Annotated in this window: 18 protein-coding genes and 1 pseudogene; 12 read left to right on the forward strand and 7 right to left on the reverse strand. The window is 59.0% G+C overall.

Features of this window, described 5'->3' with window-relative positions:
• The first annotated feature begins 78 nt into the window (after positions 1-78).
• Positions 79-348 carry a hypothetical protein gene (locus AC1D19_RS29850; protein ID WP_477765513.1) on the forward strand — a complete coding sequence of 90 codons (270 nt, stop codon included), beginning with the start codon at positions 79-81 and terminating at the stop codon, positions 346-348.
• Positions 349-867: 519 nt separating this feature from the next.
• On the forward strand, positions 868-1,602 hold the full coding sequence (locus AC1D19_RS29855; protein ID WP_477765514.1) for a hypothetical protein: 735 nt from the start codon (positions 868-870) through the stop codon (positions 1,600-1,602).
• A gap of 227 nt (positions 1,603-1,829) precedes the next feature.
• Here the strand turns inward: AC1D19_RS29855 and AC1D19_RS29860 are convergent, their stop codons facing one another.
• From AC1D19_RS29860 to AC1D19_RS29870, 3 genes are read right to left on the reverse strand one after another with little or no spacing between them, the layout of a single operon-like run.
• The gene (locus tag AC1D19_RS29860) at positions 1,830-2,300 is read right to left on the reverse strand and encodes an arsenate reductase ArsC (RefSeq protein WP_477765515.1); all 471 of its coding nucleotides are present in this window, start codon (positions 2,298-2,300) and stop codon (positions 1,830-1,832) included.
• A gap of 29 nt (positions 2,301-2,329) precedes the next feature.
• Positions 2,330-3,613: an arsenic transporter gene (locus tag AC1D19_RS29865; RefSeq protein WP_477760764.1), complete on the reverse strand. Its 1,284-nt coding sequence runs from the start codon at positions 3,611-3,613 to the stop codon at positions 2,330-2,332.
• A 23-nt stretch (positions 3,614-3,636) separates the two neighbouring features.
• Positions 3,637-3,984 carry a metalloregulator ArsR/SmtB family transcription factor gene (locus AC1D19_RS29870; protein WP_477756832.1) on the reverse strand — a complete coding sequence of 116 codons (348 nt, stop codon included), beginning with the start codon at positions 3,982-3,984 and terminating at the stop codon, positions 3,637-3,639.
• 161 nt (positions 3,985-4,145) lie between these two features.
• Here AC1D19_RS29870 and AC1D19_RS29875 point away from each other — a divergent pair.
• The 4 genes and pseudogenes from AC1D19_RS29875 to AC1D19_RS29890 all read left to right on the forward strand — a co-directional run.
• Positions 4,146-4,643 (forward strand): annotated as a pseudogene (locus tag AC1D19_RS29875) (GNAT family N-acetyltransferase); the annotation flags it as partial.
• A 1,118-nt stretch (positions 4,644-5,761) separates the two neighbouring features.
• Positions 5,762-6,571 carry a class D beta-lactamase gene (gene blaOXA, locus AC1D19_RS29880; RefSeq protein ID WP_477765523.1) on the forward strand — a complete coding sequence of 270 codons (810 nt, stop codon included), beginning with the start codon at positions 5,762-5,764 and terminating at the stop codon, positions 6,569-6,571.
• A 75-nt stretch (positions 6,572-6,646) separates the two neighbouring features.
• Complete coding sequence (locus tag AC1D19_RS29885) at positions 6,647-7,174, forward strand: RidA family protein (protein WP_477765516.1); 528 nt, start codon at positions 6,647-6,649, stop codon at positions 7,172-7,174.
• A 25-nt stretch (positions 7,175-7,199) separates the two neighbouring features.
• A complete protein-coding gene (locus AC1D19_RS29890; protein WP_477765524.1) occupies positions 7,200-7,553 on the forward strand; it encodes an SDR family NAD(P)-dependent oxidoreductase in 354 nt (117 codons plus the stop codon).
• A 179-nt stretch (positions 7,554-7,732) separates the two neighbouring features.
• Here the strand turns inward: AC1D19_RS29890 and AC1D19_RS29895 are convergent, their stop codons facing one another.
• From AC1D19_RS29895 to AC1D19_RS29910, 4 genes are all read right to left on the reverse strand, one after another.
• On the reverse strand, positions 7,733-8,650 hold the full coding sequence (locus tag AC1D19_RS29895) for a DUF2950 domain-containing protein (protein WP_477765517.1): 918 nt from the start codon (positions 8,648-8,650) through the stop codon (positions 7,733-7,735).
• A 26-nt stretch (positions 8,651-8,676) separates the two neighbouring features.
• The gene (locus AC1D19_RS29900; protein WP_477765518.1) at positions 8,677-10,194 is read right to left on the reverse strand and encodes a DUF3300 domain-containing protein; all 1,518 of its coding nucleotides are present in this window, start codon (positions 10,192-10,194) and stop codon (positions 8,677-8,679) included.
• A gap of 160 nt (positions 10,195-10,354) precedes the next feature.
• Positions 10,355-11,632 carry a flavohemoglobin expression-modulating QEGLA motif protein gene (locus AC1D19_RS29905; protein ID WP_477760766.1) on the reverse strand — a complete coding sequence of 426 codons (1,278 nt, stop codon included), beginning with the start codon at positions 11,630-11,632 and terminating at the stop codon, positions 10,355-10,357.
• An 87-nt stretch (positions 11,633-11,719) separates the two neighbouring features.
• Positions 11,720-13,846 (reverse strand): TonB-dependent receptor family protein, encoded by a 2,127-nt coding sequence (locus tag AC1D19_RS29910; RefSeq protein ID WP_477760767.1) that lies wholly within the window; start codon positions 13,844-13,846, stop codon positions 11,720-11,722.
• A gap of 336 nt (positions 13,847-14,182) precedes the next feature.
• Between AC1D19_RS29910 and AC1D19_RS29915 the strand changes: the two genes are divergently transcribed.
• The 6 genes from AC1D19_RS29915 to AC1D19_RS29940 all read left to right on the forward strand — a co-directional run bounded on the left by AC1D19_RS29915 (position 14,183) and on the right by AC1D19_RS29940 (position 20,171).
• Positions 14,183-14,755, forward strand: a complete 573-nt coding sequence (locus tag AC1D19_RS29915) for a hypothetical protein (RefSeq protein ID WP_477765519.1) — start codon at positions 14,183-14,185, stop codon at positions 14,753-14,755.
• Between the two features lie 268 nt (positions 14,756-15,023).
• Positions 15,024-15,656 (forward strand): hypothetical protein, encoded by a 633-nt coding sequence (locus tag AC1D19_RS29920; protein ID WP_477765520.1) that lies wholly within the window; start codon positions 15,024-15,026, stop codon positions 15,654-15,656.
• Between the two features lie 130 nt (positions 15,657-15,786).
• Positions 15,787-16,629: a DUF6502 family protein gene (locus tag AC1D19_RS29925; RefSeq protein WP_477760769.1), complete on the forward strand. Its 843-nt coding sequence runs from the start codon at positions 15,787-15,789 to the stop codon at positions 16,627-16,629.
• Positions 16,626-18,170, forward strand: coding sequence for a DUF5666 domain-containing protein (locus AC1D19_RS29930; protein ID WP_477765521.1), 1,545 nt, complete (start codon positions 16,626-16,628; stop codon positions 18,168-18,170). Before AC1D19_RS29925 ends, AC1D19_RS29930 begins: the two co-directional genes overlap by 4 nt.
• 102 nt (positions 18,171-18,272) lie before the next feature.
• Entirely contained in the window at positions 18,273-19,022 is a 750-nt protein-coding gene (locus tag AC1D19_RS29935) for a hypothetical protein (protein ID WP_477756540.1), read from the forward strand.
• 402 nt (positions 19,023-19,424) lie between these two features.
• The gene (locus AC1D19_RS29940) at positions 19,425-20,171 is read left to right on the forward strand and encodes a hypothetical protein (RefSeq protein WP_477765522.1); all 747 of its coding nucleotides are present in this window, start codon (positions 19,425-19,427) and stop codon (positions 20,169-20,171) included.
• Positions 20,172-20,910 lie beyond the last annotated feature (739 nt).

Consider the following 20,910-nt stretch of genomic DNA (forward strand, 5'->3'; position numbering starts at 1 on the left):
CCGGCAACGCGCTCGACAACGTGATCGGGGGGGGGGGCGGGTAATGACGTCCTCGTCGGTGGCGCAGGTAACGACGTGATGAGTGGCGGCGTCGCCGGCAACGATATCTTCGCGTTTGCCCCAGGCTTCGGCAACGATACGATCCTGAACTTCGGATCCAACCCGGCCGCAGGGCAGGACTTGCTCGATATCACGGGGATGGGGGTCACCAGCGCGGTGTTCGCGACCAACGTGAGCATAACGGCTGACGGGGCGGACACGGTGGTCGGGATCGGAGCGGACTCCATCCGCCTTGTGGGTGTCAGCAGTGCGACCGTTGATCAGACGGACTTCATTCTGGTCACTTGAGGTACTGGTCAGTACTGTCGCAGGGAGCGTGGACCGCGGAGGGGAGGGCAATGGATGCCCTCCCTTTCTCTTTTCACTCAATTGTCCATTGGCTATCGGGGGGGGGCAGCAGCGTTTACCTTCTGCCGCAAAGGTTCGTCAACGCTCTGGAAGTATCAGGTGTTGGATCTAGAGCACATGGGGATGGACTGCTGCAACGATATGAAAAGCCCGACCGAGCAGTCGTGCCGGTTTTAACCATTCGGGTCAGGTTGAAGTTTTTGCGCAATCCATACGTCAGTCCTGATGCTCTTTTGTTGAACTCGGGCTGAAAGCACTTCTCCAAAGAGAGTGTGGGAATATTTCCCACGAAACGATGCTAGCTGGCTCTGAGGGATCGTGCGGATACCGCAGTTGCTCTTGATTGCTGCAGATTTATGGCCGTGCCGGTTGGCTGGCCGCTCCAATGGGCGGCCGGGAACTCACTGGACTTTGCGTTCGATACGGAGATGACGACGCAACTCCAAGCGGAGGTGCATCATGCTGCTCAAGAAATGCTTGTTGGCTCTTGCAATTGGCGGGGTCCTGTCGGCATCGACGGTCCTGGTACCCGATTACATCGGTAGTTTCTCCAGCGTGTATGCCAAAGATGGCGGCAGCGGTGGAGGCGGTGGTGGTCACGGCGGTGGCGGCGGTGGCTCCGGCAGTGGAGGTTCCGGAGGTGGTGGTCACGGTGGTGATGGCGCAGGTGGTCACGGTGGCAACGGCCACGGAGAGGGTGGCGATCATGGTGCTGCAGGCCATGGCGCTGACGGTCATGGCGGCCCGGGGCGCGGCGACGCTGACCATGGTGGTATGGCCGGGAACAGAGGCCCAGGCAATGCGCGTGACAACGACGATGACCATGGTGGCATGGCCGGGAACAGAGGCCCGGGCAAAGCGCATGCCAACGACGATGACAACGATGCGGATAACGCCGCAGATGCAGCCAGGGAGGCCGCAGAAGATGCCAGGGACGCAGCCAGAAACGACGCAGATGTAGCCCGGGACGCTGCAAGGGCTGATGCAGATGCAGCCCGGGATGCTGCAAAAGCTGCTGGCGTACCGGACGCAGATGCAGCCCGGGACGCTGCCAGGGCCGCGGCAGATGCAGCCCGGGACGCCGCCAAGGCCGACGCAGATGCAGCCAGGAACGCTGCCAAAGTAGAGGCGAACGCAGCCAGAAAGGATGTGGCCGACGCCCCGGATTTCGACGCGGTTGAGGTGGAGAACTAAACCTGCACGTTCGGCAATGAACATGGCAGGCATACCGTAGAAAACGTCCCGGGAGCTTGAGGGACGTATTGGCAAAGAGTCGCAAGCCCTGAAGCGTCGTGGGGTTTGCGACTTTTTTTCGAAATCGTGTCGCGCGGTCAGAAACTGGCAGCAGTGTCAGTTGAATGAGTCTGGCTTGGTCTTGAGCGACCAATACCCGACCCGGTAGCAGATGACGAGGGCTCCGGTTACAGCGTGCCGATGCGGTCGAGTTCGCGCTTCAGCGCATCGCGGTCAAGTTGTGCAAACGGCAGGTCCAGAAATGCCCGGCAGCGTGTTTCGATGCGCGCCAGGGTAGAGTGGAACGCCGCCGATACCGTTGCTTCATCGCCCGTTATGTCCGATGGGTCTTCCAGGCCCCAATGGGCTTTCAATGCCGGTCCGAAGTACACGGGGCACGCCTCACCGGCAGCCTTGTCGCAGACTGTAATGACGATGTCTGGCGGGTTGGCTTCGAATGCGTCATTGCCTTTGCTGCTCAAGCCGCCGATGGCAATGCCGGCCTCTTGCAAGGTGCTCAGGCTGCGGGGCAGCACCTGTCCCTTGGGGAAGCTGCCGGCACTGATCGCCTGAAAGCCTTCCGGGGCGAGATGGTTGAACATGGCTTCGGACAGGATGCTGCGGCAGCTGTTGGCGGTACACATAAACAGAACACGCATGGTGATTCCTCTTTGCAGTCGCCCAGGGGCTAAACGCTCAGGCGCAAGGCCAGGGCAGACAAGGTGATGAGCAGAATCGGCAGCGTCAGAACCACGCCGACCCTGAAGTAGTAACCCCAGGTAATGCGGATACCCTTGCGCTCCAGAACATGCAGCCAGAGCAGGGTGGCCAGACTGCCGATGGGGGTGATCTTGGGGCCCAGATCAGAGCCGATGACATTGGCGTAGATCATGGCTTCACGGACCACGCCGGTGGCGTCACTGGCTTGAATCGACAGTGCGCCCACCAACACCGTAGGCATGTTGTTCATCCCCGATGACAGCAAAGCCGTGAGCAGACCGGTGCCCAATGCTGCGCCCCAGATGCCGAATTCGGCCATGTGGTTCAGCGCCATTGTCATGTAGGTGGTCAGCCCGGCATTTTTCAGCCCGTACACCACCAGGTACATGCCCAGCGAAAAGATCACCACCTGCCAGGGCGCTTCACGCAGCACCCGTCGCGTTGAAATCACATGCCCACGCGCAGCCACAGCGAACAGCATCGCGGCACAGACCGCTGCGATTGCACTGACTGGAATGCCCAAGGGTTCCAGCGCAAACAACCCGATCAACAACAGACCCAGAACCATCCAGCCGACGCGGAAGGTCAGGGGATCACGCACGGCGCGTCGCGGATCCAGCACGTCATCGAGAGAGTAGTGCCGGGGAATGTCACGCCGGAAAAACCGGTACAGCACCACGAGCGTGGTTGCCACGGCAACGACATTGACCGGCACCATGATGGCGGCGTATTCGCTGAAACCCAGGTCGAAGTAGTCGGCCGAAACGATGTTGACGAGGTTGGACACCACCAGGGGCAAGCTCGCCGTGTCGGCAATGAAACCGGCCGCCATGACGAACGCCAGGGTAGACGCTGGCGAAAAACGCAATGCGAACAGTATTGAAACGACGATGGGGGTCAGAATCAGGGCTGCACCGTCGTTGGCAAACAGAGCGGATACGCCGGCCCCCAGCAGTATCGTGAATACGAACAGGCGACGCCCGTCACCCTTGGCCCAGCGCGCCACATGCAAGGCGGCCCACTGGAAGAAGCCTGCCTCATCGAGCAACAGACTGATGATGATGAGCGAGATGAACGTCGCGGTGGCGTTCCAGACAATGCTCCACACCAGTGGAATATCGTCCAGCGTCACGACGCCTGCAAGCAGGGCCAGAATGGCACCCAGGGAGGCGCTCCAGCCGACGCCCAGCCCCTTGGGTTGCCAGATGACCAGGACCATGGTGAGCAGGAAAATGCTAAATGCAGTGAACATGCAGAGTCTCGATGAATGAAGGGTCAGCAGCAGGCGGAAGTGTTCAGCGGACGGTCGCCCATCGCGGCAAGGCGAGTGCTGTTTTGCGCAAGCCAGTCGGCGTTTGCCCGCAACGTCGCCTCGAGAACGTCGCGAACCCACGCGGGCAAATCGGGGTTAAGCCGGTAATACACCCATTGCCCTTGGCGGCGGTCGAGAAGCAGGCCACACCCGCGCAGCTGTGCAAGGTGGCGGGAAATTTTAGGCTGGCTGTCGTCGAGGGCGCAGACCAGCTCACAAACACATAACTCGCCTTCACGAGTGATGAGCAAGGTGGCCCGGACGCGGGTTTCGTCGGACAGGCATTTGAATACAGCGGCAGGGTTGAGCATTGGCGTGGCTCGATACATATGGTTATATGAATATACGTTTATCCATATGCCTCGTACAAGCCGCTCGGATTCGAGAGGGGGGGATTGCTCAGCCCGGCAAGGTTGCTCAGGTATGAGATAAACTTGGGCCCTTTCGGCACAAGACTCAGGAGAGGTTATGAATGGAATCGTTTAGCGTTCGCGAGCTGAAAAAGACTGACGCTCAAGCGTTGCTGGCATTCGAAGTCCATAACCGTGAATGGTTCGAATCCCATATTGATGCGCGCGACCCTGCTTTTTACTCGTTGCAGGGTGTCGCCGATCATATCGAAAGCTATTTGTCCGATTTTGCCAATGGCGCCTGGCACCCGTTTGTCATCGAGGATTCCAGTCAGAGAATCGTGGGGCGAGCCAATCTGAAAAGCATCGACTCATCGACGGGTTCTGCGCAAGTCGGCTATCGGATTGATCAGCGCGCGTGCGGGCAGGGGCTGGCCACGCTGGCGCTGAGGCATCTGATACAGGAAGCAAAGACGCGCTGGGGGCTTACGCAACTGGTTGCCTTTGCCTACAAGGAAAACGTGGGCTCGAGAAAAGTCCTTGATCGTTGCGGATTCCAACTGGAACAACCCTCCTGTAACGAAAATACGGGCAACGAAGACCGATTCGTCCTGTTGATCCAGATAAGATCCCTCAGCGATTCAGAGCGTCGGCAGCAGGTTGGTGACACCCCGGTCACTCCTGCTGCGCTTGACCCCATTTGTCATTTTTGTCCGTAAGGTCAATCCTTAATTTAGGTAGCATTTGTCAATGCAACGCTTTCTGAGCAGACGATTGTCTGGAAACCTTTCAACGACGATTTTGAGTAAGCCAGCTTTTACCATAATAGAACCGTCGACGCTGAGATATGCAGCTTCTTTGCCGCTTCCAGTATCGTATATCCCCTATTTTTTCTCGCTGTAGCTGCTCAGCGGTACTGGCCTGTATTAATACGTTTTCTCTTAAGTAAAAATTCGAAGGGAGGTCATCGATTCCTGGGTCAGTGACTGGTGAAATGCCAAATGCTGCAAGCGTTTTAACTATCGATGTGCGGCTGCAGCTGCAGCCCAATCATTTTTTAGCTTCGGTTACACTCACGTATTTATTTTTGATTTTTTTCGAGCACTATTATTGTCAGTAAGGTACTCGCATCCTTTGCATTTTCGCCGCATATAGGTAAGTAACCGCGCCTTTATCAAGTGGCGTACCACGCTCTCACATATACCGGGAAACTCTGCTACCACGTGGGTGGGTACCAATTTTCTGGGGGGCGGAGTGTATCGGGCTAAAGGGGGGGGACGGCGGGCAGATGCTGTTTTACCTCGCTGTTGGCCAACGCGAATAACCCATTCGATGATCGAGCGACTAGTTTGGGTATTTATAAGATGACGACGAAGGGCACGGTCCTCGAATTCAAGCTGAGGTGTCTTCAATCGTTTGAGGGTTTTGCGAATTTGTTGAGTTGAAATCCGGGATTGAGCGGATAGACGCTGAATCGACATGAGATTCTCAGAGAGTTATTTCACGTCTCTTGGTTCAAAAAAAGACCTTGCGACCCCACCCCTTGGTGGGTGTCAATAGGCGCTCCTTGACTGCGGTTTTTCTCACGGCAACTGTTTGCGCACCTCAACTCCGTGCGCGCGAGACGTATCTTGATACAAACTTCCCGTTGCGCTAGTGCAATAACCAATGTTTTTGTATTTAAAAAATCTATGGAGTGGAGTGAAGAGTGGTGTGTATAAAAAAATCTTCAAAATTTTTGTTGTTGGCTGCTTGTCTTGCGACTTTTTCAAGCGGGGTGTTGGCGGGTGCTAAAGGTAGTGTTGTTGAGGAGAAGGGCTGGAAAAGTGTCTTTGATAAATTCAACACTAATGGCACTATTATTGTCAAAGATGAACGGGGCAATCAAAGTAAAACATTCATCTACAACAAGGAGCGCTCGATAGAGCGTTTTACACCCGCTTCAACTTTTAAAATACCTCATACGCTATTCGCTCTTGATTCTGGCGTTGTTCATGATGAGTTTCAGGTCTTTAAATGGGACGGAGAGAAACACGAAATTCTTTCCCATAATGCAGACCAAAATTTAAGATCTGCGATGAGGCACTCCGCCTTGTGGGTGTATCGTGGGTTTGCAAAAGAAATCGGCAAGGACAAAGCAACAAGTTACTTGCAAAGTATAAGCTACGGAAATCAAGATGCAAGCGTAAAAAAGCGTGATTACTGGGTTGACGGTGGGCTGGAAGTTTCAGCGCAGGAGCAGATCGATTTTCTTGAAAAGCTTTATAGGAATGAACTGCCTTTCAAGGTTGAGCACCAACTTTTGACAAAAGACATCATGGTGATTGAAGCAGGGCGTGAATGGATTATTCGCGCTAAAACCGGGCTTGGGAGCCAAGTAGGTTGGTGGGTCGGCTGGATAGAATGGCCAACAGGCCCGGTTTTCTTTGCTTTGAATATCGACACGCCTAATAGAATGGCCGATGCTCCCAAAAGAGAAGAAATTGGCAGGATGCTATTGAAGGCGGTTGGGGCATTACCTTCCGCTCAAGCGGTTGTCACTCAATAACTGATTTTTTCGTAAGCGATGACAGGGATGTCATCTTATATAAAATCACACTGAACTGATGATGGAGGTTGTTTTATGCCGAAATTACTGGGTAAAAGGCCACTGGCTATTTTGTGTCTCATGTCTTTTTTCACCGTGAACGCTGCACAAGCTGCGCAGGAGGGGGTTGTTCGTCACCGCGTCGCTAACTCAACTATTCCTGTCGCCGCTGCCGTTGAAGTACCTGGTTCCTTTTCAACGATATACCTGTCGGGGAAGCTTCCTCCGGTGCAAGATCCTCGCCAGAGTATCACTAGCCCGCTCGCTTATGGTGGGGACACAAAAGGGCAGACGATTGCAGTTTTTAAAGCGATAGAGAAAAGTCTGAACGATATTGGGCTGGGACTGGGCGATGTGGTCAAACTACAAGTGTTTTTGGTGGGTGACCCGGCCAAGAATAACAAAATGGATATGGAGGGCTTCATGGAAGGTTATGCGCAGTTTTTCGGAACAAAAGATCAGCCCAATGTACCCGCTCGCTCCGTACTGAAAATTGCTGGGTTACCCAATGACGCGTGGCGAGTAGAGATCGAAGCGGTGGCTTTGCGCCAAAAGACCTTGTAAATAGCGAAACATATAAGCCTTGAGTGTGAAAAAATGCGTATTGGTCATTGGAGGGAGTCGCGGAATAGGTTTTGCGGTGGCACAATATTTTGCATCTCGTGGCATGGGCTTGATATTACTATCCAGAGATCTTGAAAGTCTAAAGCTCGCACGCTCAAGAATGGTTTCGGGCTACCCGGAAACTCTCGTAAAGACTCATGCAGTCGACATGAAGGATCCTGAGGCAATAGATAAAGAAATGGTGAAACTCCTCAGTGAGAATCCTTCTGTCAACATATTGGTTAACTCCGCGAGAGTATTGGTGGTTGGTCAGGCTTCATCTATGCAAGCAATAAATGTTGTTTCAATGATTTTAGCGCGGGAAACGGCGCATCTATAGTTTTATGGCGTTTGGGGAACTCAGTTGTAGTTTGTGGCGACGGGAGGCGATGCGAGACGATGTCTGTCAGCTATAGTTTGTCTTGTGTCTTGTGTCTTGTGTCTTGTGTGATTGCTTAGATTGGAGTGTTATTTTTAATTTTGCTGATTTGCGGCGCAGCTCCGCCTTTCAGGCGGATTTTATCCGCCGCCCGTTGTAAATGTGACAAATGGCGCTTGATCTTCAGCCACCTCTTTCCAGCTGTCATCCGGATCAAAACGCTTCATCGATTTCGCCAGTTTTTCACCACCTGGCCCCAGGTCTTTCTCGAACACCTGTCCTTCATGACTGATCATGAAACTCATCACGCCGGTGTCATCGTATTTCGCCGGCCAGGCGATCAGGGCAAAGCCCCGGCTCATCTTGTCACCGATGAGGTAGCTGTAGGTGCCACCCGGCGCCGAAGGGCCCTGGCCATCAAGGATGCGGAAGCGGTAACCATGCCACTCTTCGTCGGCAATGGCTTTGCCGAATGAAGGCCCCAGCGGGCTGATCTGGCCGCTGTCGTCTTCCGCCCAGTAGAGTCCATCGTGCTTGCCGGGGGTGCTGAAGATTTTCTGCGCGTACTCGAGTGCGCCATCACCGTCTCGATCGACTGACGCATAGTCCATCTGGGCGTCGTGATAGGCCAGCACCGATTGCACCGCGGCCAGTTCGTTGCGGCCGATTTGACGGGCACGGATCTCGGCACTGCCGGCCTTCAGGTCGAAGCGCCAACCGTTCGCGTCTTTTGTCATGGGGATGGGCAGTGTCCAGTTCTTGCTGCCGACCGCCAGGACTGCCTTGCGCTCGCTGGAGTTTTCTATGTGATGTTGCTCGCGGTATTGCTGCAAAAACGCATCCACATCTTCGCGCTGCACGCCTTCACGCGGGATGTAACTGTGCCAGTCACTGCCCAGCAGCTCCGTCAGGCGTGCCTGGTCGGAGTGTTCCGTGCCCAGTGCTTCGACAAAGGCTTCAGCGGCTTTTTCTGGCGTTGGAAAGGCCTGCTGCGCCGTCGCCATGCACGACCACAACAAGCCGGCAGCTATCGCAAGGACATGAGGGAGCAAGCCCATGAGTCCCTTCACTCGAGGTTGGTTTTTCAACGACGACCCCCCCTTTGACGCGCTGGTGGATTGGACGGCCGACTGACCTGGTGACCGGCCGATCGCGCGGCACTTGGGCGTTGGGCGGATGCCTGGCTGGCCCGGCCACGATTGGCCTGGACGTTGGCCTGGGACGGTGAACGTGCACCGGCGAAGGCGTTGTTGCGGGCACTGCCGGTACTGGCGGCCGGCCGTTGATTCGCCGTTTGACGCGTCTGCGCCTGGCCCTCTCTGCGCTGATTCAGCTGAGCGCTCTGGTCCCTGGGTTGCTGATTGACTTGAGAGGCCTGTTTGCGGAGTTGCTGATTCTCCCGGGTGTTTCTGGCCGGGCCCTGGCCTCTGTCAGCCGCCTTTGGCCTGTCTGCACCGGCCTGTAGCCGATCTCCGCCCACGGTTGCGGACTGGAGTTGGCGCGTTTGATCACGGGCTTCGCGGTTGCTGGTGGCAGGTCGTTCGATACCGTGCTTGTCCATTGAGGTGCGGGCATTTTCACGGGCCTGGGCGCGTTGGGCATTGTCCCCGCGATAGGCCTCACGCTGACTGGCGCCGTTCAGTTGCCGACCGTACTGTGAGCGGCTCGCACTGTCTCGATAGGGCACGCCATTGCGGTGCACCGGGTTGTGTTGCCATTTGTTGTTGGTGATCCGGTTGTTGCCGTTGATGTTGTTGTAACGATTGACGTCGATGTCGACGTCGTTATTGCCCCAGTCACATTCACCCCACAACGATCCTACGATCGCCACACCAGCGCCAAACGCGAGTCCGGCCATCAGGGCCTGACCAGGGTAATAGGCCGGTGGCGGTGGATAGTACGCAGGCGGCGACGCCGGGTAGGGCCAGGTGCCGTAGGTGGTTGTCGGGTTATACGTGGGGACGTACACCACCTGCGGATCGGCAGGCTGAATGATGATGGTGGAGTTGCTGGCCGGGGCCGATTCAGGGGCCGGTGCCGCAGTCGTGGTCGCCGGTGCTGGCGCCGCGACATTCTGGATCGTCACGTTCTGATATTGGTTGCTCTGCAGATTGCCGGCTGCCTGTGCCTGGCGACGCAAGCGTTGCGCGCTTTCCATGACATCGTCGGGCTGCGCCAGGAAGGCATCACCCAGGCGTTGGACCCAGACGGGATCCTGTCCCAGCGTTGCCAGAACCTGCGGGAAGGCGACCAGTGCCTGCACGCTCGGATCCCAGGGCTGGTTCGCCACCTTTTTGACCGCATCGTCACCCTTGGCGTCCGGGTGCGCTTTGGACCAGATGACCGCCTCGCCGACTTCCCCGGGGTAGGTGGTGGCCATCAGTACCTGTGCAAACAGTGGGTCCGGGTAAAGCGCAATGGGCGCCAGCATCTGATCCAGCTGTTCCTGGGTAAACACGGGATCTTTGGCAGGCGCGGTGACGGGCACTGTATCGGTAGCGGGTGCCGGTGCGGCGGCGGTCGCATCTGCAGTCTGTGCCAGGCAGGAAGACCCACTCAAAAACAGTACGGCTGACAACGCGTAAAAAAATGGAATGCGCATTGCACCCCCTATGTGGTCAGGCAGGCTTGAAATGAGTGAGTCGATGCAGCAGAGGTGAAAGCTGACTTTGCAAGCCACAGAGTCCAGCTTCGTTGCCGCTTCCTAAGGGTAGCAGTTCATTTCAAAAATCAAGGTTGCCTTTAAAACGGTGTCACCCTGGTCACTGGGCGCTGGCATCGCTTTCGTGTTCTTCGGCGAATGCCATGAACACCTCCAGGTCCAGCACGTCCAGCTTGATCTGGGCGATGAACGCCGAGAAAGCCAGATTGGCCGCCAGTAGACGCAGGTCAGAGGCCCAGGCCGGAAGATAGACCGGGCCCTTGAGCCAGCCGGACTCGAACAGGGGCGCCAGGCGCACGGTGTCAGCCAGGCTGAGGCGCCCGGCAAACAAATGCCCCACCAGTTCCGGCCGGTTATCGCGGATTGCAATGCGCAGCAGGGTGTGGACGCCGAGCAATCCGGTCAGGTAAGCGGCATCCTTGGTGAACGCCGAACCGCCCCGCAGGTTGGCGCCGCGAAACACCCGTTGGGTGGAGCGGAAGGACTCCTCCTGCGACTGCCCAGCCGCCAGAAAGCCTTCGAACACCTGGATGAAGTCGGCACCCTCCAGCGCCTGCTGGACGGCGAGCACGCGCAGGGCCAGACGACGCAAACGATTGATGTCCATGCTGCCGGTGAACAGTTCGGCCAGGGTGGCAATGCCTTCCTGGGTCTGGGTCGTGCGGGGCGCCCCCAGGCCCAGGCTTATGAGGTTGGGCTGTCGCGCGCCGTTTTGTGCCGTGGCGACATGCACGAAGGCCTCGTGTTGCAACAGCTGGTTCTTGTCCAGCTCCGAGAACAGCGCGCTGGCCCGCAGGCGAATGCGGCTCGATCCGGCGATGGCCTTGGCGGCCAGGTTCGGATCAAGCACGACTGTGATCTGTCCGACGCCGAAGAAACGGTCCAGTTCCGGTTGTATCCAGGCGGCGAATGCCTTGGCCGGAATCTCGGCCGGGCTCGGTAGAATTCGCGCACCGCCCAGCAGGGCGTCAGTGGTCTTGAGAAAGAAGCGGGCCGCGTCGAGCATGCTCAGTTGCAGGCGCGAGTAATAGAAATCCGGGCGCCGGTACAGCGCTGACGAATATTGCGTAAAGGCGGGAGTGCCAATGGCCCCCAGCATGTGCCCGGCGGTGGCATAGCTGCGGGCGGTCATGGCGAGGAAGTTCCCGGCCGGATGCCCCACATCGCAGCGGCTGATAAAGGATTCAAGGGCGGCGATGTCAGCGCTGTGGTCGCGGGGCTGCAGCTCGACATCGGGTAACTCCGCACGCCCGCTGCGCCATTTCGCCAGGAAGTCTTCCTCGACCCCATCCGGCCAGGACAGGGCATCCAGCACGCGGATCTTGCGGGTCAGACCGGGCAGGGTGGCATCGAGTTCGGACAGGGCGGCGGCGCTCATGGATAGCTCCTTGAGGGACGAAATGACGTTACTAAAGCTTAGTCGTCGCGCGCGGTTACGTGCGTTTGCGAAGACAGGTACGCGGCCTCAGAGCAGGCTCCACGACACCCCGACGTACATCGCCATCCCCTCGCCGGGCGTGGAGCGTGCCGCGTCCAGCCCTTTGTCGTCGTAGCCCGGTGTGACCGTGGCGGCATAGTGCTTGTCGGTCAGGTTGCGCAGGTCCAGCCAGGTTTGCCAGTCGCCCTTGGGCGCGTTGTAGCCCAGCGTCGCACCGAAGATTGCGTAGGGATCGGCGTAGTAGCTGTTGGCATAATCGACCGCCACCTTGGATGCCCATTGCGTGTTGAACGCGGCAAAAAAGCCTTGCGGCCAGTCGTAGCGCAGTTCGCCCTGGTAATAGTGCATCGGCAGGCCCGGCAGGCGGTTGTCGCCGAAGTGGTCATCGTCGCGGTAGTGGAAGTCACTGAAGGTGTAGCTCTGGCGCAGGCTTAATTGGCCGCCATCGTCCGGCGACCAAAGAGGGCTCAGCAGGCTGGCTTCCACGCCCTGGTGCACGGTGGGGCTGGCGTTGAGTTCGTAGGGGGTGGTGGCGTTGGCATCCGGTAACACCGACAGCAGTTCATGGCGCACTTGGGCGTAGTACCAGGCCAGGCTCCACTGCCCCAACGTGCTGTCACCGCGGCCGCCGATTTCCAGGGTGGTGGCGGTCTGGTTTTGCAGCTTGACCGGATCACGCTGGGCGCCTGTGGCGGGGCCACTGCCTGCCGGGAATCGAATGCTGGAGCTATAGATCAGCGACCACGGGTGCGGTGCCTCGACCGAGCGACTGAGATTGCCGAACAGTTGCAGGTCAGGTGTCAGTTGATAACGCAGGCCCACGCGCGGGGCATAGTCCCAGTCGTGCAGGCTGGTCTTGCCACCACTTTGCGGGTAGGTGACATCGCTTTCACGGCGGGTGTAGATGGCAGCGAGGCCGGTGGTCAGCCACAGGTCGTCGGCGATTTCCAGGTCATTGCCCACATGCAGGACGGTGTCCGAGCCCTGGTAGGTGAAGTTGCGAATCAGCGTGCCCGGTGCGTAACCGGCGGTGTTGCCGGTGGGGATGCGCACGAACTCGCTGGCACCTGAGTTGGGCAGGTGTCTGGTCACTCGCAGGCCCAGCGTGCTTTGGCTTTGCAGGCCCCACAGCGTGTCGCGACGCTTGTAGTCGAACGTGCCGCTGACGTCCGTGTACGCCACCTGCAGGCGGTTGGGACCCTCACGCAAATCCATCGGGTAGTCGTGGTAGACAAGACCGGTCTGGATGCTCGAATCGTCATCGATGTACCAGGTGGTCTTGTTGCCGATAAAGGTGCTGCCCGGCTCATCGCGGCGGTCGTCCCGCACCACGTAGGCAGGGTTGGCCGCCCGTGGGTCATGCTCGATGGAGTGCTTGGTCACGCGCCCCGCGAGGTCGTTGTCGGTCTGGCGGTGGCGCAGGTAGAAGCGTGTTTCCAGGTTGGGGTTGAAGCGATAACCGAAGTTGGCGATGACACCCTGGCTCTCACTGGCCGTGTGGTCCTGGTAGCCGTCGGCGTTGGCATCGGTCATGGCCAGGTAGTAATCGAAGTCGCCGAGCACTTGCCCGGAACTGACCTGGCGCTGGAGGTAGCCGTGGCTGCCCGTTGCGTAGCGCACCTGCAGCAGCGGCGAGTCGTAGCCAGTGTGGCTGACGTAATCGATGGCCCCGCCCAACGCCAGGGCGCCCCGGTCGAACCCGTTGGCGCCGCGCAGCACTTCCACATGGTCGAGCCACAGCGGTTCCAGCAATTCATAGGGCGTGCCGCCGGGGCCGGTCAGCGGCAGACCGTCGAGCATGGTGTACAGCCCCGAGGCATGGGCGCCGGGTGCACGGTTGATGCCTGATCCGCGGATCGAGATCTTCACCCCTTCGTTGCCCGCCGACTGGGCGTAGATCCCCGGCTGGTAAGCCAGCACATCCTGATTGCTGGCCACGCGGCCCTGCAACGGGCGACGCATGTCGACCACATTGGTGCCGCCGGGCACCTGGGCCAGCCGCGCCATGGCGTCCTCGATCCCCTGGTCTTCGTCGCTCTGGTCCTCAGCCCCGATCAGCACTTGCCCCAGCTCCAGGCTCTGGGCCTCGGCCATGGCCGGACAAACAAGGGCCAGGCCCAGCAGCGCAGCGGGCAAGTATTCAGGCGGGGGCATGGGGGAAACTCCAGATGTACAGGAACGGGCAAAGAACAGTGCGACGCAAGAAAGAACGAAGGGAGCACATGGCAATCTTGCTTTTTGCACGCCAAGGGCAGGGCGGCCGCGATGCAGCGCTACAACGGTTTACAGCATTCCGACGATGAGGGGGGACGCGGCATTCATCCGCCACAGGAATGACTGTTTCCAAATACGACGAAAGTTGTATGGAGGTCGGTTTCGGCACATGTTATTAGGCGCTTGTCTTGAAAACGCAACTGCTAATTTGTATCATTCGTTTTCAATTCAGCGAAGCAGGGAACGCAGCGCCCAAACAATAATAAGGTCAAGGCAATGCTCAAAATGCTTCTCGTATACGCTCATCTGCTCGCTACGTGTATTGCCCTGGGGAGGGTGTTGCAGGCGGATCACAAGCTTTGGAGCTGGCGCAAGGAAATACTGGACCAGGCGCGGCTCGAGTACCTTGATGAAACCCGGAAGATCGTCAGCCTCGCACTGCTGGGCCTTTGGGCAAGCGGATTGTTGCTGGTGCTCCAGGGTTACCTCAATGAAGGCGACGCGTATCTGCTCAATCAGAAACTCTGGGCCAAGGTGACTGTCGTCGCGCTGCTTAGCCTGAACGGTGCATTGTTGCATCGAGTTGGTTTCCCGCTGCTGCAAAAGGCTCCATTCGTCGCACTGCGCAGTGCAGGGCGCACGCGGCTTGCCTTGTTGGGTGCGCTTTCCATGAGCGGTTGGCTATTCGCCGCATTCCTGGGGGTGGCTCGAGCCTGGAATCACGTGTTGCCTTATCTGCATGTGATGGGCGCATTCGCCGCATTCTCGTTACTGGCTTGTTGCGTGGCACTTGCAGTCGCCGGTAGGGCGGGCAGTGTCGGTGCGCAAAAATCCTCGGTACCGGGGTAGCTATCGACGAAGCACGCCAAAATCCAAGCCCATGTCACCCCCGCATGGGCAACCCCCCATCCCCATCCGTGTCCCCAGCCGTCGGTCGGCTTTCTCCTGCGCCGGTTGACCCGGAGCCAGAAAGGTCTAGTTTCATTGTGTGGGAAAAAATCCCACGCAATAAATTCAGGAGAAACTGTAAGTCAGACGGATTGCTCCAATGCCGCTCCCGGATTGCAACGCGTATTGCGTTGACACTGCTCGCGGTAAATCACCAGGAGAATGCACGATGAACACTTACCTGCTTTTCAAGAGAGGATTACTGGCACTGGCAATTGGTGGCGTCCTTTCGGCTTCCATGGTTTTGGTACCGGATTCCGTCTCCCATGACTCGAGTGCCTACGCCAAGGATGGTGGTGGTGGTGGTGGTGGTGGTGGTGGTGGTGGTGGTGGTGGTGGTGGTGGTGGTGGTGGTGGTGGTGGTGGTGGTGGCGGCAACGGTGGTGGCGGTCATGGTGGCAATAGTGGCCACGGCGGCAACAGTGGGAGTGGTGGCAACAGTGGTCACAGCGGCAGCGACCATGGGAATTCAGGCCATGCCGGTTCTGGAGCCTCGAACTCCGGTCGCGGTGGTACCCATGCAGAAGCCGGTGACGACCACGGCAACCACGCTCGCGGCGAAGCAGGTGACGACCACGGCAACCGCGCTCGCGGTGAGCCTGGTGATGATCACGGTGTCCACGTTGGCGGTGAGCCTGGTGATGACCACGGCGTCCACGTCGGTGGTGAGCCTGGTGATGACCACGGCGTCCACGTCGGTGGTGAGCCTGGTGACGACCGCGGTGTCCATGTCGGCGGTGAGCCTGGTGACGACCGCGGTGTCCATGTCGGCGGTGAACCCGACGACGACAGCCGGATCTGAAGCGTTTTGCGGCCTCATGCAAAACCCTGGGGACCGGTTTTGCACGAGGCGCGAAAAAAATACGCGCGTGCGTTCATGGGATTATTTCCCACGTAGCTATACTGGGGTTATCTATCCAGGAATTCGCTGAATGCAATCGTCGACGCTGCCCACCTCGCTCCTCAAAGCCTTGCGACATGTCATGCGGCCGCTGGTGCGCCTGATGCTGCGCAAAGGCGTCACCTACCTGGTGTTTGTCGACCTGCTCAAGGAGGTTTTCGTCGAAGTGGCGGACCGTGAGTTCCGTCTGGGCGACAAGGCACCGACCGACAGCCGCATCAGCCTGCTCACCGGCGTGCATCGCAAGGATGTACGACGCTTGCGCAATACCAGCGACCCGGCTGCTTCCACGCTTCCGGAAAACATCACGTTCGGAGCGCAACTGATCAACGCCTGGGCCAACGCGCCCTTCTGCAACGACGCCGGTAAGCCACTGCCACTGCCTCGATTGGCCCGTGTCGGCGGCGACCGCTCCTTTGACGCCCTGGTGGCGAAGATCAGCACGGATATCAGGGCGCGGGTGGTGCTGGACGAGTGGCTGCGTCTGGGGGTCGTGCGCCTTGACGAAAAAGATCTCGTGCACCTCGAAGCCCAGGCTTTCGTGCCACAAAAGGGCTTCGATGAGAAAACCGCTTACCTGGGGCATAACCTGCACGATCATGCCTGCGCTGCGGTACACAACCTGAGCAGTGAAGGTCCGGCCTTTTTTGAACGCAGCGTGCACTATGACGCACTGGCCCCGATGAGCGTCGAGGCGTTGCGCGAGGCCGTTGCCAGCGAGGGAATGCAGGCCCTGTTGAGTTTCAACCGACTCGCCGCCGAACTGGAGTTCCGGGACCTGCCCAGCCTTGAACCACGCCAGCGCATCACGGTCGGATTGTACTTCTACACTGAAGCTTCCGATCCCGATTCACCAACGGCCCCTAAGCCATGACCGTCAATTTGCGCCTGATTCGTGCAATCGCCCTCACTCTGGGCCTCGGGCTTCCGATTGTGCTGCAAGCCGCCCCAGCCTGTGTCAGCCAGAATGACGCGGGCACCAGCGCAGTGCCAGTCATCCAGGCTCCGGGCGGTACCGGCGGCACGGGCGCAGCGCCTGGCGGCATGGGCGGTACCGGCATCGACACCGACAACGGCGGGATTGGCGGTACCGGTGCACCGCTGAAAAAACGCCCTGGCGGCATTGGCGGTACCGGTGCCATTGCAGGCGGCGTGGGTGGCACGGGCATCAGCAATGATAACGGAGGGATCGGTGGCACCGGCATTGTCGGCACCATCACCGGGTTCGCCTCGATCTGCGTCAATGGCGTGGAAGTGCACTTCAACAACAACGTCCCTGTCAGCGAGAACGGCGTTGCCACCACCAGTACCCACCTGGCAGTCGGCCAAGTGGTTGCCGTGGAAGCGTTCAACTCCCGGCGAGGTCTGGAGGCCGGGCGCATCTCTATCCTGCACGCCTACGAAGGCCCCTTGACAGCCCTGCCGCGCGCATCCATGCCCATGCGCGTCATGGGGCAACCGGTACGCCTGGCCAGCGGTGCTCAAGTCGCTCCCGGTCTGCGCCTGGGTGATCCCGTACGGGTCAGCGGGCTGCGCGATGCTCGTGGCGAAGTGGTGGCCAGCCGCATCGACCGGGCGCCGGGCCTCAAGGAAGCCAGTGCCATCGGCTCGGTGGATCGCAGCGGCTATCTCCAGGGGCTCAAACTCAGCAATCATTCAGGCGCGGCGCAGGAAATGCTGGTGCGCGGCCAGTGGTCCGGCCGCGAGCTGGACGTGACCCAAAGCCGCCCCGACCCGAGCCTGCCATTCATTGGCCGGGCACACAATGCAGTGATCGAGGGCCTGGTACAGGGCCGGCAGGACAGCCATTTGGTGGTTGGAGGCTTTAATGTGACGCTGGCGCACGACACCGTGTTTGTCGGTGTGCAGCCTTCAGAAATGGCGCTGGACCGACGCGTGCGGGTCAACGGCGTGTTTACCGGTGCGCGGGACGTGCAGGCAACGCGTATCGAATTGCCCCGCGAGCGCTCCGATTCGCCAGCCAGCAACCAACACGGGCGACTCCGGGGCAGCGAGCAAAAAACGGACGACTCAAGTGGCTCGGGCAATTCGGGCGGCTCCAACAGCTCCGGGAACTCGGGCAGTGACAGGAGCGGCCGCTCCGGGAGCGAGGGCGGCGTCGGCGAAGATACTCGCCACGGGGGCAATGACAGTCATGGCGGCGGCGACCAGAGGGAAAGCGTGGACAGGTCCGGCAAGTCAGAGCGTGTCGAGAAGGTCGAGCAACCCGACAAAGTCGACAAAGTCGATAGAGTCGAGAAGGTAGAGCAAGTCGAAAAAATCGAACGCCCAGAGAAGGGCGAGAAAGTAGAGCGACCAGAAAAAGTCGAGAAGGTGGAGAAAGTCGAAAAGGTCGAGAAAGTCGAGAAGGTTGAACCGGTTGAAAAAGTCGATCACTCCGGCAGGTCGGGTTAAACAGTGCTGTCATGATGCACTATCGTCATAAGTAACTAGGCTTGGTAAGTCACGCAACAAAGCATGCGTGTGAACTTCGATGACGCAAGACACGAGGTGAACATGGACCCCAAGCGCATCCTGCTCGTCGGTTGGCTTGCCAGCCTGGCCTTGCCGGCCCTGGCCGATACCTTCTCGACCTCGATCGGAACCGACTACTCTCGGGGCGACTATGGCACCGGTACAACTTCTGAAACCTGGTACGTCCCACTGGTGGGCAAATACCAGACCGGCCCCATGACCTACAAGCTCACTGTGCCCTGGCTGCGCATCACCAATCCTTCGGTCGGCCCTGATGGCGAGCCGTTGCCCGGTGGTTGCGGCAAAGTGGAAAGCGGTTTGGGTGACACTGTCGCCGGTGCCGATTATGCGGTGATTGACGGCAGCGTTGGCGGGCTGTTCGTGGACCTGATCGGCAAGGTCAAGTTGCCCACAGCCGACGAAGACAAGTGCCTGGGCACGGGCAAAACCGACTACTCCGCCCAGGTCGACGTCGCCAAAGCCTTCGGCCCTGTGACCGGGTTCGCCACTCTGGGCTGGAAAAAATTCGGCGACCCGTCGGGCTCCGACTTCGACAACCCGATATTCGCCGGCCTGGGCTTCGCCATGCCCGTGTTCGCGCGCACTGCGGCGGGCGTGTCCTACGATTGGCGGCAAAAGGTCGTTTCCACGGGCGACCAGATCAAGGAGCTCACCCTGTTCCTCACGCACAAGCTCAATCAGAACTGGAAGTTTCAGTTGTATGCCGTCAAGGGTTTTTCCGACGCCAGCCCGGATGGCGAGGCTGGACTGTTGTTCAGTCACACCTACTGATATCCACCTGTTTCCCTGCACTGATGCGTTTCACTGCCTCGGCCCAGGCCAGCGCGCGCTTTAGTCCTGATGTTCGGTCGTTGACACTCAGGCTGACAGCACTAATCTATTAGGTGTGGGAATATTTCCCACGCAACGATGCCGGCTGGCTCTGAGGGATCGTGCGGATACCGCAGTTGCTCTTGATTGCTGCAGATTTATGGCCGTGCCGGTTGGCTGGCCGCTCCAATGGGCGGCCGGGAACTCACTGGACATTGCGTTCGATACGGAGATGACGACGCAACTCCAAGCGGAGGTGCATCATGCTGCTCAAGAAATGTTTGTTGGCTCTGGCAATTGGCGGGGTCCTGTCGGCATCGACTGTCCTGGTGCCTGATTACATCAGTAGTTTCTCCACCGTGCATGCCAAAGATGGCGGTAGCGGCGGAGGCGGCGGCGGTGGTCACGGTGGCGGCGGAGGCGGTGGTGGTCACGGTGGCGGCAGTGGAGGCGGCGGCAGCGGAGGCTCTGGAGGCTCCGGAGGTGGTGGTGGTGGTCACGGTGGCGGCGGTGGTTCCGGCAGTGGAGGCTCCGGAGGCGGTGGCCACGGTGGTGATGGCGGAGGCGGTCACGGTGGCAACGGCCACGGAGAGGGTGGCGATCATGGTGCTGCAGGCCATGGCGCTGACGGTCATGGCGGCCCGGGGCGCGGCGACGCTGACCATGGTGGTATGGCCGGGAACAGAGGCCCAGGCAATGCGCGTGACAACGACGATGACCATGGTGGCATGGCCGGGAACAGAGGCCCGGGCAAAGCGCATGCCAACGACGATGACAACGATGCGGATAACGCCGCAGATGCAGCCAGGGAAGCCGCAGAAGACGCCGGTGACGCTGCCAGGGAAGCCGCAGACGAAGCCAGAAACGACGCGGATGAGGCCAGGGACGCTGCCAGAAACGATGCGGACGCAGCCAGGGATGCTGCCAGAGCCAAGGCGGATGCAGCCCGGGATGCTGCCAAAGCTGCAGCAGATGCAGCCAGAGACGCTGCGAGAGCTGCTGGCGTACCGGGCGCAGATGCAGCCAGGGATGCCGCCAAGGCAGAAGCAGATGCAGCCAGAGATGCTGCCAGGGCTGCCGCAGATGCGGCCAGGAACGCTGCCAAAGTAGAGGCGAACGCTGCCAAAGTCGAGGCGAGAGAAGCCAGAGAGGCTGCCAAGGTCGAGGCGAAAGACGCCAGAGAGGCTGCCAAAGTCGAAGCGAAAGAAGCCAGAGAGGATGCCAAAGTCGAGGCGAAAGAAGCCAGAGAGGATGCGGCCGACGCCCCTGATGCCCCGGATGTCGACGTGGTTGAGGTAGAGAACTAACCCGCCCGTTCCGCAATGAACATGGCAGGCATATCCGAAGAAAACGTCCCGGGAGCTTGAGGGACGTATCGGCTATGAGTCGCAAACCCTGAATAGTCGCGGGGTTTGCGACTTCTTTTTGAAATCTGCCGCACGGTCCGAAATGCCGACGAGTATGTTGGCAGGGGCGGATCGAGCAGGACGGGTGTGGCGCTGTCATTGAATGTGGTGGCCTGGAACAGTGCTATCGCTGGGAGAGGGTGATGGGTGGCGTCCACGAAATAACAGGGGGGGCTTCAGTGACGACGTGGTCCGGGCTCTCTGCTGCCCCGATGCCTTATATAGACGCTGGAGGTTTTCATGGTGGCAACCCCGGGCGCTTTGGTAAGGAAGAAGAATTTTCAGGTGGAGGGGTTGACCACGTATTTTAATACTGTACTATTCGCCTCCCGCTAACGAGCAGCTTGATGTTGTTCTTGGCTTAAGTAGTTGATTTTGTTGAAAAATCAGAAACTTTTAAGGTTGCAAATTGAAAAGATGCGCTGTAAGATGCGCACCTCGGT

The organism is Pseudomonas sp. P1_C12, assembly GCF_056406435.1.

Excerpts from the sequence above, each read along its gene's own strand:
- AC1D19_RS29850 (WP_477765513.1), top strand. The coding sequence starts at position 79 with ATGAGTGGCGGCGTCGCCGGCAACGATATCTTCGCGTTTGCCCCAGGC.
- AC1D19_RS29920 (WP_477765520.1), top strand. The coding sequence starts at position 15,024 with ATGAACACTTACCTGCTTTTCAAGAGAGGATTACTGGCACTGGCAATT.
- AC1D19_RS29925 (WP_477760769.1), top strand. The coding sequence starts at position 15,787 with ATGCAATCGTCGACGCTGCCCACCTCGCTCCTCAAAGCCTTGCGACAT.
- AC1D19_RS29865 (WP_477760764.1), bottom strand. The coding sequence starts at position 3,613 with ATGTTCACTGCATTTAGCATTTTCCTGCTCACCATGGTCCTGGTCATC.
- AC1D19_RS29935 (WP_477756540.1), top strand. The coding sequence starts at position 18,273 with ATGGACCCCAAGCGCATCCTGCTCGTCGGTTGGCTTGCCAGCCTGGCC.
- AC1D19_RS29940 (WP_477765522.1), top strand. The coding sequence starts at position 19,425 with ATGCCAAAGATGGCGGTAGCGGCGGAGGCGGCGGCGGTGGTCACGGTG.
- AC1D19_RS29905 (WP_477760766.1), bottom strand. The coding sequence starts at position 11,632 with ATGAGCGCCGCCGCCCTGTCCGAACTCGATGCCACCCTGCCCGGTCTG.
- AC1D19_RS29915 (WP_477765519.1), top strand. The coding sequence starts at position 14,183 with ATGCTCAAAATGCTTCTCGTATACGCTCATCTGCTCGCTACGTGTATT.
- AC1D19_RS29870 (WP_477756832.1), bottom strand. The coding sequence starts at position 3,984 with ATGCTCAACCCTGCCGCTGTATTCAAATGCCTGTCCGACGAAACCCGC.
- AC1D19_RS29885 (WP_477765516.1), top strand. The coding sequence starts at position 6,647 with ATGCCGAAATTACTGGGTAAAAGGCCACTGGCTATTTTGTGTCTCATG.
- AC1D19_RS29860 (WP_477765515.1), bottom strand. The coding sequence starts at position 2,300 with ATGCGTGTTCTGTTTATGTGTACCGCCAACAGCTGCCGCAGCATCCTG.
- AC1D19_RS29855 (WP_477765514.1), top strand. The coding sequence starts at position 868 with ATGCTGCTCAAGAAATGCTTGTTGGCTCTTGCAATTGGCGGGGTCCTG.
- AC1D19_RS29900 (WP_477765518.1), bottom strand. The coding sequence starts at position 10,194 with ATGCGCATTCCATTTTTTTACGCGTTGTCAGCCGTACTGTTTTTGAGT.
- AC1D19_RS29910 (WP_477760767.1), bottom strand. The coding sequence starts at position 13,846 with ATGCCCCCGCCTGAATACTTGCCCGCTGCGCTGCTGGGCCTGGCCCTT.
- AC1D19_RS29930 (WP_477765521.1), top strand. The coding sequence starts at position 16,626 with ATGACCGTCAATTTGCGCCTGATTCGTGCAATCGCCCTCACTCTGGGC.
- AC1D19_RS29895 (WP_477765517.1), bottom strand. The coding sequence starts at position 8,650 with ATGGGCTTGCTCCCTCATGTCCTTGCGATAGCTGCCGGCTTGTTGTGG.